At 30.1% G+C, this 16,071-nt stretch carries 15 protein-coding genes and 5 tRNA genes; all 20 read left to right on the top strand.

Annotated features, from left to right (window positions below; genetic code table 11):
* Nucleotides 1–33 precede the first annotated feature (33 nt).
* The 20 genes from ACI48Q_RS18915 (at nt 34) to ACI48Q_RS18820 (ending at nt 15,952) form a co-directional block, all read left to right on the top strand.
* Entirely contained in the window at nt 34–720 is a 687-nt protein-coding gene (locus ACI48Q_RS18915; RefSeq protein WP_474920682.1) for a response regulator transcription factor, read from the top strand.
* Complete coding sequence (locus tag ACI48Q_RS18910) at nt 720–2,147, top strand: ATP-binding protein (RefSeq protein ID WP_474920681.1); 1,428 nt, start codon at nt 720–722, stop codon at nt 2,145–2,147. The genes ACI48Q_RS18915 and ACI48Q_RS18910 overlap by 1 nt, the downstream gene beginning before the upstream one ends.
* A 114-nt stretch (nt 2,148–2,261) precedes the next feature.
* Complete coding sequence (locus tag ACI48Q_RS18905) at nt 2,262–3,431, top strand: S1C family serine protease (RefSeq protein ID WP_474920680.1); 1,170 nt, start codon at nt 2,262–2,264, stop codon at nt 3,429–3,431.
* A gap of 99 nt (nt 3,432–3,530) precedes the next feature.
* Entirely contained in the window at nt 3,531–4,094 is a 564-nt protein-coding gene (gene pth, locus ACI48Q_RS18900; protein ID WP_474920679.1) for an aminoacyl-tRNA hydrolase, read from the top strand.
* 36 nt (nt 4,095–4,130) lie between these two features.
* On the top strand, nt 4,131–7,655 hold the full coding sequence (mfd, locus tag ACI48Q_RS18895) for a transcription-repair coupling factor (protein ID WP_474920678.1): 3,525 nt from the start codon (nt 4,131–4,133) through the stop codon (nt 7,653–7,655).
* Nucleotides 7,656–7,737: 82 nt separating this feature from the next.
* Nucleotides 7,738–8,742, top strand: coding sequence for a peptidylprolyl isomerase (locus tag ACI48Q_RS18890; RefSeq protein ID WP_474920677.1), 1,005 nt, complete (start codon nt 7,738–7,740; stop codon nt 8,740–8,742).
* 324 nt (nt 8,743–9,066) lie between these two features.
* Nucleotides 9,067–9,615, top strand: coding sequence for a stage V sporulation protein T (gene spoVT / locus ACI48Q_RS18885; protein ID WP_474920676.1), 549 nt, complete (start codon nt 9,067–9,069; stop codon nt 9,613–9,615).
* A 144-nt stretch (nt 9,616–9,759) separates the two neighbouring features.
* A complete protein-coding gene (locus tag ACI48Q_RS18880) occupies nt 9,760–11,292 on the top strand; it encodes a putative polysaccharide biosynthesis protein (RefSeq protein ID WP_474920675.1) in 1,533 nt (510 codons plus the stop codon).
* 106 nt (nt 11,293–11,398) lie between these two features.
* The gene (gene yabN, locus ACI48Q_RS18875; protein WP_474920674.1) at nt 11,399–12,844 is read left to right on the top strand and encodes a bifunctional methyltransferase/pyrophosphohydrolase YabN; all 1,446 of its coding nucleotides are present in this window, start codon (nt 11,399–11,401) and stop codon (nt 12,842–12,844) included.
* Between the two features lie 133 nt (nt 12,845–12,977).
* Nucleotides 12,978–13,253: an HU family DNA-binding protein gene (locus tag ACI48Q_RS18870; RefSeq protein ID WP_474920673.1), complete on the top strand. Its 276-nt coding sequence runs from the start codon at nt 12,978–12,980 to the stop codon at nt 13,251–13,253.
* Nucleotides 13,254–13,347: 94 nt separating this feature from the next.
* Nucleotides 13,348–13,608, top strand: coding sequence for an RNA-binding S4 domain-containing protein (locus ACI48Q_RS18865; RefSeq protein ID WP_474920672.1), 261 nt, complete (start codon nt 13,348–13,350; stop codon nt 13,606–13,608).
* Nucleotides 13,609–13,690: 82 nt separating this feature from the next.
* Nucleotides 13,691–13,987 carry a sporulation protein YabP gene (yabP, locus tag ACI48Q_RS18860; RefSeq protein WP_474920671.1) on the top strand — a complete coding sequence of 99 codons (297 nt, stop codon included), beginning with the start codon at nt 13,691–13,693 and terminating at the stop codon, nt 13,985–13,987.
* Nucleotides 13,988–13,995: 8 nt separating this feature from the next.
* Entirely contained in the window at nt 13,996–14,388 is a 393-nt protein-coding gene (gene yabQ / locus ACI48Q_RS18855) for a spore cortex biosynthesis protein YabQ (RefSeq protein WP_474920670.1), read from the top strand.
* A gap of 102 nt (nt 14,389–14,490) precedes the next feature.
* Nucleotides 14,491–14,766: an FtsB family cell division protein gene (locus ACI48Q_RS18850; RefSeq protein ID WP_474920669.1), complete on the top strand. Its 276-nt coding sequence runs from the start codon at nt 14,491–14,493 to the stop codon at nt 14,764–14,766.
* Between the two features lie 84 nt (nt 14,767–14,850).
* Nucleotides 14,851–15,258, top strand: coding sequence for a S1 domain-containing RNA-binding protein (locus tag ACI48Q_RS18845; RefSeq protein ID WP_474920668.1), 408 nt, complete (start codon nt 14,851–14,853; stop codon nt 15,256–15,258).
* 238 nt (nt 15,259–15,496) lie between these two features.
* Nucleotides 15,497–15,585 (top strand) — tRNA-Leu (locus ACI48Q_RS18840).
* Between the two features lie 4 nt (nt 15,586–15,589).
* Nucleotides 15,590–15,665 (top strand) — tRNA-Met (locus ACI48Q_RS18835).
* Nucleotides 15,666–15,668: 3 nt separating this feature from the next.
* A tRNA-Met gene (locus ACI48Q_RS18830) sits at nt 15,669–15,745 on the top strand.
* Nucleotides 15,746–15,783: 38 nt separating this feature from the next.
* Nucleotides 15,784–15,872, top strand: a tRNA-Leu gene (locus tag ACI48Q_RS18825).
* 4 nt (nt 15,873–15,876) lie between these two features.
* Nucleotides 15,877–15,952: transfer RNA gene (locus tag ACI48Q_RS18820), tRNA-Met, on the top strand.
* Nucleotides 15,953–16,071: the final 119 nt, after the last annotated feature.

The raw sequence follows: 16,071 nt of genomic DNA, 5'->3' as shown, positions 1-16,071 counted from the left end.
AAATTTATAGAAGAATCATAGGAGGTTTTTTTAATGGAAGGATTTTTAGGAAAAATATTAGTTGTTGATGATGATAAAAACATATGTGAAGTTATAAAAATGTATTTAGAGAGTTCAGGATATAATGTTAAAGTTGCTAATGATGGCAAGGAGGCGCAAGAGATTTTTACAAATTATAAACCTGACTTAGTGCTATTAGACGTAATGTTACCTTATATTGACGGTATAGATGTGCTTAAATGGATAAGAAAAAATCATGAAACTCCTGTAATAATGATAACTGCAAAGGGAGAGACTTTTGATAAGGTATTAGGACTAGAGTTAGGTGCAGATGATTACATAGTTAAGCCTTTTGAGCCAAAGGAACTTATGGCAAGGGTTAAAGCTGTACTTAGAAGATACACATCAGAAGTAGATAATAAAGAAGCACTATGCTTTGATAACCTAGTAATCGATGTTAACTCTTATAATGTAACATATAATGGTAAAGAAATTAAGATGCCACCAAAAGAATTTGAGTTATTATACTATCTTGCGAGCAATAGAAACAAAGTATTTACTAGAGAGCAGTTATTATGCGAGGTTTGGGGATATGATTATCCAGGAGACTCAAGAACAGTTGACGTTCATGTTAAAAGATTAAGAGAAAAAGTTTCAGGTGGGGAAAATTGGCAACTTGAGACTGTATGGGGTGTAGGGTATAAATTTGAGGTGAAATAATGGTAAAAAACAGTTTATTTTCTAAAATGGTAATAGCCTATACCATAATAATTACTGTTAGTTTTACTATATTAGCTGCATTTTTATCCTTTTGGTTTCAGGACTATATTATAAAGAATAGAAAAGAACAGTTATCCACTCAATTAGCTTTCATTGAAAATTTGGCAAATGATTATTTAGAAAGTGAAATTTCTTATGAAGAATTAGATGCTTTTATTAAGCTTATATCAACTTACATTAGTGATGATATTATACTTACAGATAGAAATGGGTATGTCTATGCAGTATCTTCTGTAAAGTATAAGCCATTAATTGGGAAGCAAGTTATAATAGAAAATTATGATGAAGATAAAAAATTTAAAAAGTTTGGAGAGGCTGATAAGGACGGGATAAACTTTGAAGAAAATAGTTATATAATGGTTGAAAGAATAAATAATAGATCAGGTAAAGATGAAGGGGCAATTCTCATTAATATCTCTATGACCAATGTAGATAGGTCTTTGTCAAATGTATATCAGATTATATGGATATCTGCAGTTTTAGCAGTAGTTTCATCCTGTATAGTAATATACTATTTTTCTCAAAAACTTATTATTAATCCGCTATCTCAAATGAGCTCAGTAGCTAGAAAAATTGCTGCTGGTGATGTGGATAAAAGGGTCACAATTAAATCTGATGATGAAATAGAAGAATTTGCAGAAGCCTTTAATGTGATGGCTGACTCTCTTCAAAAGGTGGAACAAAATAGAAAGGAATTCATATCTAACGTATCTCATGAGTTAAGATCACCAATCACTTCTATAAAGGGGTTTATCGGAGGTATATTAGATGGAGTTATACCAGTAGAAAAACAGAGTTATTATTTAAATGTTGCTTATGAAGAGATACAAAGGCTTACTAGACTTATAAATGATTTATTGGATCTTTCTGCCGTTGATTCTGGTAACTATAAGCTAAAGAAGAAAACTTTAGATATGAATGAGCTCATTAGAATATGTATTTTAAGAAATGAAGCTAGAATAAAGGATAAAGAACTTAGTGTGGAAGTATTCTTCGAAGAAGATGAGTTATATGTATTAGCAGATGAAGATAAAATAATGCAGGTAGTAACTAACCTATTAGATAATGCTATAAAATATGCAAATGAAAATGGAACAATAACCATATCTTGTAAACTAAAAGGCAAGAAGGCATATATAGAAATATTTAATGAGGGTCCTACAATAGCAGAGGAGGATATTACTCATATTTGGGATAGGTTTTATAAAGGAGATAAGTCTAGAACTCAAAAAGTTAGTACAGGATTAGGTTTATCTATAGTTAAGAAGATTTTAACTTTACACGATGAAGAGATTTGGGTAAAAAATAAAGATGATGGAGTTATCTTTACATTTACTTTAGCATTAACTAAGAGAACACAAGTATAATATTATTTCATATTAAAGCTAGAAATATGGAATAATGTTAGATTTATATAACATATAATTAGTAATTTAGCTTATTGTTTTAGTACAAAAGATATGCTTGAAAGGGGTGAGGCTATGGACGGATTTAATGATATAGACAATGATGAAAGAGTTTTTAAATCGAACATAAGATTTAATAAGAAGAAGAAGAGTTGCAGAAGAAAAGCTATAGCATTCGGAGTAGCGTATGTAACATTAGCTGCTTTTTCAGGGATAGTCACTGCCATTGCCCTAGCCTACAATGAAGACACCTTTTACAAAATTTATGGCATGGAACAATCAAGTAATAATAGTATTTTAAATATATCTAGTCAAGATGAAAACATTAAAAATAATCATTCTACAAAACAAGCTACTCAGTCTGTGGTTTCAATAATAAATGTGAAAAACAAAGACAATATAATAACAGAGTCCAATTCTGGGGTAGGTATAATTATAAAAAAAGAAGGATATATAATTACAAACTATCATTTAATACAGGATGCTAGTAATATAAAGGTTAAATTATTTAACAATGAAGTATATGAAGGAAAGCTTATTGGTATAGAAAAAACCTATGATTTAGCATTGGTAAAAATTAATGCTGAGAATTTAATACCACTAAAATTAGGAGATTCTTCTCAAACAAAAAATGAAGATGAAGTAGTGGTTATTGGTAATCATGATGGCAGACAATATAGGGAGTACGTACAACAAAGTACTGTAATTAGTATTAATGAAGTATCTTTGTTTTTAAATAAGGATGCTAGATTAACTACTTCATTAAATGTTTTTAAAATATCAAAACCACCTAATAATATAAATAGTGGAGCAGCTCTATGTAATTCAAAGGGTGAGCTCATTGGTGTAAGCAATATATCTATAAATTACTCCAAAGGAAATATGGAAGACACTTATTATATTTCTTCAAATGATTTATCATCAATTTTAAATGATATGATGAATGGTGAAAACCATCTAATCGCTACTCTGGGGATTAATGGAGAAGAGGCTATACCTAGAGATAGTGACGGAGTAGAGGGATTTTATATACGAGATGTTAAAAAAGGAAGCAATGCCTATAATGCAGGATTAAGACCTACGGATATCATTGTAGAAATAAATCATAATCCTATAAAGTCTGTAGACGATATCAATAAAGTACTTATAGGAAATAAAGATGGAGAAAATATAGAGTGTGTTATATTTAAAAATGGAGCTTATAGAACAGTAAATATGATGATAAAACAAGAAACAAAAAAGTAGCATGAAATTTTCATGCTACTTTTTTGTTAGTATGAAAGATTTCTAGTATAATAAGATTTAGAATGTAAAAAATATATAACTAAAGAGTAGGAGGTATTTATGTATTTAGTTGTAGGTTTAGGAAATCCAGGAGAAAAATACGATAGGACAAGGCATAATGTAGGATTTGATATAATTAACTTATGTGAATCAAAGTATAATTTTTCTATAAATAGGACAAAATTTAGAGGAATGTATGGAGAAACTACAATAGCGGGAGAAAAAGTTATTTTTCTAAAGCCACAAACCTTTATGAATCTTAGTGGTGATAGTATTAGAGAGATAGCTAACTTTTATAAGATACCTACTGAGAATATTATAATTATTTATGATGATATTAGTCTTGAGGTAGGAAGAATTAGAATAAAGGAAAAAGGAAGTTCAGGAGGTCATAATGGGATAAAAAGTATAATTTCTCAAATGGCTACACAAGAATTTCCGAGAATTAAAGTAGGTGTTGGACAGCCTAATGAGGATTTAGTGGAATTCGTATTAGGCAGATTTTCAAAAGAAGAAAGAGAAATTATTAGGAAAACCTTTGATGTAGCAGTAGAAGCTGTAGAAGTAATTATATCTAAAGGAGTACAAGAAGCTATGAATAGATTTAATTCTTTTAAAGCTTAGAAATTAAAGCATAAATTTTACAGAGGTGATGATATTTTGAGATTAAAAGGGCTAATGACGCCTTTAAAATTAAGTTCAGAGTTTAAAAACATAGTTCGTGCTATGGAGAATAAACATTATCCAATAGGAGTTTATGGATTATCAGAGTCAGGAAAAAGTTATTTATTATATGGAGTTTATGAGGAAGTTGATAATAAAATATTGATAGTTACTCACAATGATATAGAAGCTAAAAATCTATATGAAGACTTAAATTTTTATTGTAATGATGTATACTATTTTCCAAGCCGAGAGGTGGTATTTTATAATGTAGATGCTATTTCTGGAGATGTAAGATGGGAAAGGTTAAAAATATTAAATAAAATCCTTGAAAGCGAAAAATGTATTGTAATAACATCTATTGAATCTTTAGCAGCTAACTATGTTCCAGTAGATGTATTTAAAAGCTTTATATTTGACATTCAAGTTGGAGACATAGTGAATTTAAGCAATTTATGCGAAAAGTTAATTCAGTGCGGATATGAAAGATGTGAAGTGGTGGATACAATAGGGAAATTCTCAATGAGAGGAGGGATTTTAGATATATATCCCCCTATTAATGCCATGCCCTTAAGAATTGAATTTTTTGATGAGGAAGTAGACTCTATAAGAACTTTTAATACAGATACCCAGAGAAGTGTAGATAAGGTTAACAAAGTTACTATATTTCCAGCGAAAGAAATGATATTGACTAAAGAGCAGATAGAAAGAGCTTGTAGCCTTATAAAAAGTGATTATGAATCTACCGTAGAAGCTTTTAAAAAGACAAAACAAAAGGATGCTATAGAGAGATTAACAGGTATAATCAATGCCAATATAGAGTCTTTAAAGGAAACATGGAATTTTGAAACTATTGATAGTTATATGCCATATTTCTATGAAAAAACATCTACATTTTTTGACTATTTAGATAATAATGTAGTTGTAGTAGATGATGTATCTAGATGTATGGGAAAATTAAATAGTATTTATTATGAGTTTAGTGAGAACTATGAAAACTTTGTTAAGAGAGGTAATATACTTCCAAAACAAGGTGAACTTTTAATGCCTCAAGATGAGGTAATCTCACGATTAGAAGAAAGAAGAGTAATAACTTTAGATGCCTTATCAAAGACAAGCAAAGTGTTAAAGCCAAGTACTATAGTTGCAGTATCTCAAATTACTAATCATGACTATCATGGTCAATTAGATTTATTGATTGAGGATATTGAGGATAAAAAGAAGAAGGAATATAGAACTTTAATATTATCTGGGACTAGAACAAGGGGAGAAAGATTAATAAATACATTAAGAGACAGAGGGATAGAAGCTAGTTATAGAGATTTAATATCTAATATAGAACCAGGTGAAGTTGCAGTTACCTTTGGTAATTCAATAAAAGGATTTGAATATCCAGAATTGAAAGTATGTGTAATTTCCGACACTGAGGTTTTTGGTCAATCTAAGAGAAAGTCTACTAGAAGGTATGGCAAAAAAGCTGCAGGAAGAATCAAGAGCTTTACAGAATTAAAGCTAGGAGATTATATTGTTCACATAAACCACGGTATAGGAGTTTATAAGGGAATAAAGCAACTAGATGTACAAGGGAATAAAAAAGACTATCTAGAGTTAGAATATACATCGGGAGATACCCTATATGTGCCTGTAGAGCAGTTAGATTTAGTACAAAAATATATAGGTGGAGAGGGGAAAACACCAAAGATAAATAAATTAGGCGGAAATGAGTGGGCTAAGGCTCGAAGCAAAGTAAAAAAATCAGTTGAAGAAATTGCAGAGGATTTAGTTAAACTTTATGCTATTAGATCCACTTTGAAAGGGCATAAATATATAGAGGACACCGAATGGCAAAAGCAATTTGAAGATGAATTCCCTTATGAAGAAACTCCAGATCAACTGACAGCTATAGAAGATATTAAAAATGATATGGAAAGCTTTAAACCCATGGATAGATTATTATGCGGCGATGTTGGATATGGTAAAACAGAGGTGGCTTTAAGAGCTGCATTCAAATGTGTAATGGACGGAAAACAAATAGCCTTTCTTGTACCAACCACTATTTTAGCAGAGCAACATTATAAAAATATGGTAAAGAGATATTCAGACTTCCCTATAAAGGTTGAGATGGTGAGTAGATTTAGAACTGCTGCGCAGATTAAAGCAACACTTAAGGCACTGAAGGAAGGAAATATAGATATATTAGTAGGAACACATAGACTTTTACAAAAGGATGTAGTATTTAAAGATTTAGGTCTTTTAGTAATAGATGAAGAACAGAGATTTGGAGTTACCCATAAAGAGAAGATAAAAGATTTAAAGAAAAATATAGATGTATTGACCTTAACAGCTACACCTATTCCAAGAACTCTTCACATGTCTTTAACAGGAGTAAGAGATATTAGTGTTATTGAGACACCACCAGAGGAAAGATACCCAATTCAGACCTATGTGGTAGAATTTAATGATCAACTTATTAGAGATTCTATTATCAGGGAAATAAATAGAGAGGGGCAAGTATTTTTTGTATATAATAGAGTTGAAACTATTAAGGATATGGCCAGCTATCTAGCAAAACTTGTACCAGAAGCTAGAATTGGAATAGCTCATGGGCAGATGACAGAAAGAGAATTAGAAAATATTATTTTAGATTTTATAGAAAAAAAATATGATGTCTTAGTATGTACAACTATAATAGAAACAGGAATAGATATTCCTAATGCAAATACTATGATAATATACGATTCAGATAAAATGGGACTTTCTCAACTTTATCAATTAAGAGGAAGAGTGGGACGAAGCAATAGAATTGCTTATGCATACTTCACCTATATGAAGGATAAGGTTTTAACAGAGGTAGCAGAAAAACGATTAAAGGCTATAAAGGATTTTACAGAGTTGGGTTCAGGGCTGAAGATAGCTATGAGAGACTTAGAAATTAGAGGTGCTGGAAATATAATGGGGTCGGCTCAATGCGGTCATATGTCTAGTGTTGGATATGATTTGTATTGTAGAATGCTTGAAGACGCTGTAAAGCTTATAAATGGAGAAATAGAGAAGGAACCAATAGAAACTACTGTAGATATTAAGATAGATGCATATATACCAAGTAAATATATAAGCGATGAAACTCAAAAGATACAGGTTTATAAGAAGATTGCATCCATTGATTCCAACGACTACATGATGGAGTTACAAGAGGAGATAGAGGATAGATATTCAGATATACCAAACACAGTTTATAATCTAATGAATATAGCTTATTTAAAGTCATTAGCTAAAGAGCTAGGAATAATTGAAATAAAGGAGCTAATGAATGAAGTGATAATAACATTTAAGGACAAGACTTATATATCACCTAAATTAGTAAAGCATGTATTAGAAAACTATAAAAAGCAAATAGTATTTAAGATGGGTGAATCTCCAGCTTTATCTTATAAATCAAGGACTATAAAGAAAGAGGAATTATTAAATGCGCTTATAAGTTTAATGAAGGATTTGTTAAGTATAAACAATGAGTTAACATAGTACTATGTTTATTTACCTAAAAAATTGTGATAAAATAAGAGATACGATTAAATTTGAGAGAAACCAGATTGGGGGATTTAAATTGAAAATAATTAAAAAGTTAATAGCTAGCATTACATTAAGTGCTTTAGTTATTTCTATGGTTGGTTGTAGTATGGTAGAAAAAACTGAAGAGGGTATAAATAAGACTGTAGTTGCAAAGGTTCTTGGTGAAAAGATAACTATAGGTGAAATTGATGAGCAATTAGCTATAGTGCTTAAAAACTTAGAAAAAGAATATGGCGCAGACTATGCAAAAAATGAGGAAGCTAAACAATATCTGCAAGAGCAAAGATTAAGCGTATTAAATACTATGATTAACGACGTAATCATAAGAGAACAAGCTAATAAATTAGGCGTTATGCCAACAGAAGAACAACTTAATGAAGCGAGCAAAAAGCAATTAGAAGAAATAAAGGCATCTTTTAATACTGAAGAAGAGTATAAAAAATCTCTTGAACAAGCAGGACTTACAGAAGAGATGTTATTAAATGAAATACAGCCTTCTGTAATATCAGATAAGGTATATGAAGAAGTAGTTAAGGATGTATCAGTTAAAGATGAAGAGATAAAAAATGAATATAATAGCAACCAATTAAAATACACAGAGAAGCCTAATAGAGTAAGACCAGCACATATACTTGTTAAAACTGAGGAAGAGGCTAAGGCTATTATAGAAAGATTAAATAAGGGTGAAGATTTTGCAGCAGTAGCTAAAGAAAAGGGAACAGATGGAACTAAGGATAAAGGTGGAGATTTAGATTGGATTGAGTATACTACAACTCAATATGATAAAACCTTTATGATGTCTGCCATAAGCTTGCCTAAGGGAGAGTATACTAAAACACCTGTAGCAACTCAATCTGGATATCATGTAATAAAATGCCTAGATAAGGAAGAATATCCGGTTAAGAAATTAGAAGAAGTAAAAGAAACAATAAATTCAGAATTACTAGAGCAAAAGAAATACACTGCTTGGCAAGAAAAAGTTAAAGCATGGCAAAGTGATTCTAAAATAAAAGTATATGAGGATAAATTATCTTTATAAAAAATAATATAAGATATTAAAAATTATAATATATAAATATTTATTAAGTAATTTATTAGTATAATTATAAAATTAAGCTATAACTCTAATTTGTTATAAAATTAGAGTTATAGCTTAATATTTTTTTAATAAAGTATTTTATAAATAATTTACTTTAAATATATTTAGTATAGCATGATATTTTTAAATTATATTTATTAAAATAAATTACTTAAAAAGTTAAAAAAATCTTCTCGAATTTTTACCAATATGTATAAATTTTAAGTTAAGAAGGATAATAATAGCATTAATATTACATGATTAGTAAAAGAGGAGGATTATTGAATGAAAGCGACTGGAATAGTAAGACGCATAGATGATTTAGGGAGGGTTGTAATTCCAAAAGAGATTAGGAGAACCTTAAGAATAAGAGAAGGAGATCCATTAGAGATATTTACAGACAGAGAAGGTGGAGTTATATTAAAAAAATATTCCCCAATTGAAGAATTGAGTGAGTTTTCAAAGGAATATAGTGAAGCACTACAACAAAGTATAGGAAATATAGTAATAATTAGCGATAAGGATTCTATTATATCTATAAGTGGTAGTTCTAAAAAAGAATATATGGATAAAAAGGTTAGTAATCAATTAGAAAAAATAATGGATGATAGAAAGTCCATTGTATTGAATTCACCAGGGCAAAGCACCGTACCATTACATAGTGATGAAGAGATGGATTCATATAAAGCTCAAGTAATAGTGCCTATAATGGCAGAAGGAGATGTAGTAGGAGCAATTATAATAGCATCTAAAGAAGTTAATACCTTTGGAGATTTAGAGCTTAAATTAGCTGAAACAGCAGCATCTTTTTTAGGAAAACAAATGGAGCAATAAATATAATTTAATCTAAGGCAAACTTAATAATTATTTTAATGGACCGCACAATAAATTTATGTGCGGTTATTTAAGTTTTACTAGTACTAAATAAGCTATTCCTAAAATATTTATAAACATAGTACTAAGTATTTAGGAGGAAATATGAAAAAACAATCGCTAATAAAAGGAACTATAATTTTAGGGGTAGCTACAATATTTGCAAGATTCCTAGGTGTTTTTTTTAGGATACCTATACAACAGTTAATAGGAGACCAAGGTATGGGATATTATCAGATGTCCTATCCACTATATATGACATTTGTAGCATTAGCATCAGGAATACCTATAGCTATGTCAAAGTTGATTTCTGAATTTAATATTAAAAATGATGTATATGCTATTAGAGATGTGTTGAGAGAAACATTGAAGATTATGATTCCGTTAGGTATAGTAGCTTCATTTTTAATGCTTTTCTTTTCTAAAAATATAATAAGTGTATTAAAGTGGGATATAAAGTCTTATGAATCTTTTATTGTAATTTCTATAGCTCCCATATTTGTATGTCTAATGTGTACTTTTAAAGGATTTTTTCAAGGGTTACAAAATATGAACAATACTGCGGTAGCTCAGATTATTGAGCAACTAGGCAGAGTTATATTTGGTGTGGCTCTTGCATATTTATTATTGCCTAAGGGAATAGAGTATGCAGCAGCTGGAGCAGCTTTTGGAACAGTGGCTGGAGGATTTTTAGGAAGCATATATTTATCCTTAAAATATTTTAAAGCAACAAAATATATGCCAAAGCATAATAGAGAGAAAAATAAAGGTATATTAAGCTCAATAATAGAGGCAGCATTACCTATATCTCTAGGAGCGGCTGTAGGAACTATCATGGGACTTATTGACTCTATTATAGTACCACAGAGATTGCTTGTTGCTGGATACAGTATTGGGGACAGCGCCATATTATATGGACAACTTACAGGGAAAGCTATGACGTTACAAAATATACCATTAGCACTATCTATGTCACTATGTGCTGCTTTAGTTCCTATAGTATCGGAAGTATATGCTATGAGAAATTTTAGAGAACTAGAGAGAAGAGTTGAAATGGTATTTAAGCTAGCTTTTGTCATAGGGATTCCAAGTTTTTTAGGATTATATTTTTTAGCAAAACCTATAATGGGACTAGTGTTTCTAGGAGATACAGCAGGATATGAGATCCTTAAGCTATTAGCTATATCAGTGCCATTAGTAATTGTTACTCAGATAACTACATCGTTACTACAAAGTTGTGGGAAATATATGTATCCAGTATATTATTTAATAGTAGGTTGCATATTTAAAATAGGTATATCTTATTATCTTGTGTCTCTATCAGAGATAAATATTAATGGAGCAGTAATAGGAACTATTGTAGGTTATGGAATTACTACACTGCTAAACCTTATAAAAGTTAGAAAGATTTTTAATATAAAGTTAAACATATATGAGGTACTTATTAAGCCTCTATTTGCATCATTAATTATGATAATTGCAGTTGTTTTAGTATATAATAATGTTTATAATTATACAATGAGCAATGGTATTTCTTGCTTAAGCTCCATTTTTGTAGGAGTACTTTTATTTTCTATCTTGATAATAATACTAAGAATATTTAGTATAGATGATATAAAAGGAAAATTCATTAAGTAAACTACTTATTAAGAATTTTTTATGAATTATTGATGTTAAAATAAGAAAAAATAATTAAGCAGAATGAAAAAGTTTATTAGAAACAAAGTATAAAGGAGAGATGCTGATGATTAGGGTAGTTGGATTGGGTCCAGGAGCTAAAGAAGCTTTAACAATAGGGGCTCTAGATATACTTAGAAACAACAATAATGTATTTTTTAGAACAGAAAAGCATCCAAATGTGGATTATTTAAAAAGCTTAGGTATAGACTTTATAAGTTATGATAATTTCTATGAAAAATATGATAACTTTGATGATATATATATAAACATAGCAGAAGATTTAGTAAGAATTCATGAGGAAAGAGAGGATATAGTATATGCTGTACCAGGCCATCCGTTAGTGGCAGAGAAGTCAGTAACACTATTACTTAAACTTTGTGATGAGAGAGGCATTGAAGTTGAAATAATCCCTTCTGTAAGTTTCATTGACGCAGTAATGGAGAGTTTAAAGATAGATCCTATTGAAGGGGTTAAAATAATAGATGCCTTTGATATAAAAAATCAGATTATGGATAAAAGAATAGGGGTAGTAATTACTCAGGTTTATAATAGGTTTATAGCATCAGAAACTAAGCTGGCTCTATGCGAATATTATAAAGATGATACAGAAATTTATTTTGTTAGAGCAGCTGGAGTTAAGGGTGAGGAAAGCATAAGAAAAATTAAGTTGTATGATCTAGATAGACAAGAGGATATAGATTATTTGACATCTATTTATATCCCAAGAGATGAAAATAATACCAAGGATTTTTATGATTTAACAAAGGTTATGGAAACCCTTAGGGGAGAAAATGGCTGTATGTGGGATTTAGAGCAAACTCACGATTCTTTAAAAAGATGTCTTATAGAAGAATGCTATGAAGTTATAGAGGCAATAGAAGAACAGGATGATGATAAGTTAATTGAAGAGTTGGGAGATATACTACTGCAGGTAGTGTTTCATGCTCAAATTGGTAAAGAAGAAGGATTTTTTAGTATAAATGATGTTATAGAGGGTATAACTAATAAAATGATAAATAGGCATCCACATATATTTGGAGATATAGAGGTAAATAGCACTGAAGATATTTTAGATAATTGGGATAATATAAAGGAAAAAGAGAAAGAGTTTACCTCTTATACAGATACGTTAAATCATATACCTAAATATTTACCTGGTTTGATAAGAGCTGAAAAAGTACAAAAAAATGCAGGGAAAGTTGGATTTGACTGGGAAAATGTAGAGCCGGCAATGGAAAAAGTTATAGAAGAATTAAATGAAATCAAAGATGTATATAAACTACAAAATAGGTCAAAAATAGAAGAAGAAGTTGGAGATTTAATATTTGCAGCAGTAAATGTAGCAAGACTTCTTGACATTGACCCAGAATTTGCAGTAAATTATACTATAGATAAATTTATTAGAAGATTTCAATTTATGGAACAATCTGCAGGAAAAAGAGGGTTAAATTTGAAAAATATGACTCTTGATGAAATGGATTTGCTATGGAATGAAGCAAAACGTGTTTAATTTAGTAAAAAAATGCTAAGACTATAGCGGATAAGAAGGATTTTTGCTAAAATTGAAGAATAAGTTTAGTTGTATAAAGACTATATATTAAGCAAATAGCTTTATATAGTATTAATATTAAGGAGGTACTATTGTGAATAAATCAGAATTAATAGCAAGCATGGCTGAAAAATCAGGATTAACAAAGAAAGATACAGAAACAGTTTTAAAAGCATTCATTGAGAGTGTTGAGGAAACTTTAGAGAATGGTGAAAAAGTTCAACTAGTTGGATTTGGAACATTCGAAACAAGAGAAAGAGCTGAAAGAACTGGAAGAAATCCAAGAACTAAAGAAGAAATAACAATACCAGCTTCAAAAGCTCCAGTTTTTAAAGCAGGAAAAGAATTTAAAGATAGAGTTAATAAATAATTTTATTTTTATAGACAAAAGCCTAGATTTTAATCTGGGTTTTTTCTATATTCAAATAAAATTTGCTACTTTTTAATTAAAAGGAGATTTATTTATGAGATTAGATAAATATTTAAAGATTTCTAGGATTATTAAAAGAAGGACTGTGGCAAAAGAGGTTTGCGAAAGTGATAGAGTTTCTATAAATGGAAAGGTTGCAAAACCAAGTACCATAGTTAAAGAAGATGATATTATTGAAATTAAATTTGCAAAGCAAATTTTAAAAGCTAAAATTGTAAATATAGCTCAACATGTGAGCAAAGAAGAAGCTAAAAATATGTATGAGATTATAAGTGGAGAAGAAGATAAAGAGTAGTAATATATAGCATAAAATCCTCTTTAATGAATATATTTTTATAAAGATATTATGGGATAGGTAACATTTTAAGGAGGATATTATGGAACAAAATAAAGATATAAAAGTGGAAAATAAAAAAAGTTATATGGCTTTAGAAAATAGAAAAAAGATGACTTTAGATGGAGTTACAGAAATAATTAGCTTTGATGAGCATCAGATATTATTAAAAACAGTATTAGGAAATATGGATATACGTGGAGAAGAACTAAAAATGAATAAGTTAGATGTTCAAAATGGTGATGTTGTTATTACTGGAAATGTAGGATATATTGTATATACCAGTGAAGAAAAGAAAAGGAAAAAATCAGACGGTATAATAGCTAGACTATTTAGGTAGGGTGCACTATGATATTTACAATGCATCAACAGATAGTTTTATTTATATTTTCTATACTTAGTGGAGTATTATTAGGAGTTTTTTTTGATTGTTACAGAATCATAAGAGGCTTTAATAATCCCAATAAATTAGTTACAGCAATAGAGGACATACTATTTTGGATTCTAGCAGGAATATTGATTTTTATATTTATGATGTATACTAATTATGCATACATAAGTTTTAACGTAGTTATATATGGAATTATGGGCTTGTTTTTATATTTAAAATTATTTAGTACACTTTTTATAAAAATAGTTTATAATATAGTTGTTACTATATTAACCATGGCTAGATTGTTAATATATAGAGTTACCTATCCTTTTAGAATAATATTCTACAAGCTTACTGAAAAAAAATAGAAAATAATCTTATAAAAACCTTGAAGAAATTAAGAATACAAATTAAAATATACTTATACGATTTAGTATATATTCTTGATTATTTCAGAAAGGGTTAATGAAATGAAAAAGAAAAGAATAAAAAGAGTGTTATTGTTAGTTCTTATTGCTTATGTAGGTGTTACTTTTTTCAAACAGCAAACTATTATACATAGACAAAAGAATGAAAAGGCAAAGTACTCTTTAGAACTAAAAAAGATTAAAGACGAGAATGAAAAGTTACAGGATGAAATGAAATTAGCTGAAGATAATAAATATGTTGAAAAGTTAGCTAGAGAAAAGTTAGGATTAATTAAAGAAGGTGAGACTCCTGTAATAGATAATAGTGACACTAAGTAAAGCGATTTCGCTATATTTAATTTAAATTAAAGTATAGCCAAATATATATTTTAAATTATCAATTTAAGGAGGAGTCTTTTTAATATGACCTTAAAGGCTGGAAGTATTGTTGAAGGTAAAGTGATTAATATCACTAATTTTGGTGCTTTTGTGGAGGTAGACGGTAAAACCGGTTTAGTACACATTTCTGAAGTATCAGATGTTTTTGTAAAAGATGTAAGAGATCATCTACAAGAAAATGATTTAGTTAAAGTTAAAATTATTTCAGTAGATGATAATGGGAAAATGAGTTTATCCATAAAGCAAGCTGGAGTACCTAAAAGATCCATAAAACCAGTAGAGATAGATTGGGATAAGGAAAAAACCAAATCTACTCCTTCAGGAAGTTTTGAGGATAGAATGTCTAAGTTCCTAAAAGATAGTGAAGAAAGATTTCAAGATCTTAAAAGACATCAAGAAGGAAAAGGAAAAGGATATAGTAAAAGAGGATAGAAACGTACTATAGAATTTTCACTCAATGATGTAAGTTATGTATATAAAAATTTCATCATTATATTTTATTCCTCCATTCCTAAAGGATGTGGAGGAATTTGTATATGAGTTTGAATTTTATATTTTCAAGCGTAAAACTTCAATTAGAAAATAAGGTAAAAAAAAGTTACAAATTTTTGTTGACATAAATATATACATCTATTATAATAAGTATTGTCGCTGAAAGGTGACAAGATATGCTGGAGTGGCGGAACTGGCAGACGCACAGGACTTAAAATCCTGCGGTGGTTAAACACCGTACCGGTTCGATTCCGGTCTTCAGCACCAACATCGCGGGGTGGAGCAGCTGGTAGCTCGTCGGGCTCATAACCCGAAGGTCACAGGTTCAAGTCCTGTCCCCGCAACCATTTGGCGGAATAGCTCAGCTGGCTAGAGCATTCGGTTCATACCCGAAGGGTCGTAGGTTCAAGTCCTATTTCCGCTACCATATTTTAATCTTAAGTTAAAAGAATAGTCTTAAAACAAGCTGGAGTGGCGGAACTGGCAGACGCACAGGACTTAAAATCCTGCGGTGGTTAAACACCGTACCGGTTCGATTCCGGTCTTCAGCACCAATATCGCGGAGTGGAGCAGTTGGTAGCTCGTCGGGCTCATAACCCGAAGGTCATAGGTTCAAGTCCTGTCTCCGCAACCATATTTTAATCTTAAGTTAAAAGAATAGTCTTAAAACAAGCTGGAGTGGCGGAACTGGCAGACGCACAGGACTTAAAATCCTGCGGTGGTTAAACACCGTACCGGTTCGATTCCGGTCTT

The organism is Clostridium sp. LXY-7 (assembly GCF_056172015.1).
The sequence above is the reverse complement of the archived record's forward strand: the minus strand, read 5'-3'. Positions and strand labels throughout refer to the sequence as shown.